Genomic DNA, 411 nt, shown 5'->3' with positions numbered 1-411 from the left:
AGAACTTGTCCGGATCCTGGATCAGTCCCAGACCTCCAAGCTGAAGATCATCTAATCTCTCTCCCTGCTTTAACAGATTACTTTCCATTTTCTTTTGAATCTCCATCTTTCTTAGGATTTTTCTTTTTCCTGCGAGGACGGAACTTCAGATCTGTCGCTTTGTACTCCCGGATCTCTTTCTCATCATTCTCCAGATTTACGACCACTTTCACCAGTCCACGCAGAACACTTAAGGACTGTACAACTCCCGTAAGTTCATCTGAAGTTGTCACCGTATCTCCCACAGACGGAAGCTGGCTGTTCAAAACCTCATAGGTTTCCTCCTCGTTCGTCAGACAGCACATCAAACGGCCACAGACACCTGATATCTTGGTCGGATTCAGAGAAAGATTCTGTTCCTTTGCCATTTTG

The 411-nt window shown here is 45.3% G+C and carries 1 protein-coding gene; it reads right to left on the bottom strand.

Features of this window, described 5'->3' with window-relative positions:
• Nucleotides 1-77: 77 nt before the first annotated feature.
• Nucleotides 78-411 (bottom strand): regulatory iron-sulfur-containing complex subunit RicT (gene ricT, locus PZH32_RS11540; protein WP_275208400.1); only part of this gene is annotated, 334 nt, incomplete at its 5' end.

This window comes from Adlercreutzia equolifaciens (assembly GCF_029076695.1).
Lineage (GTDB): Bacteria > Actinomycetota > Coriobacteriia > Coriobacteriales > Eggerthellaceae > Adlercreutzia > Adlercreutzia equolifaciens_A.
The sequence above is the reverse complement of the archived record's forward strand: the minus strand, read 5'-3'. Positions and strand labels throughout refer to the sequence as shown.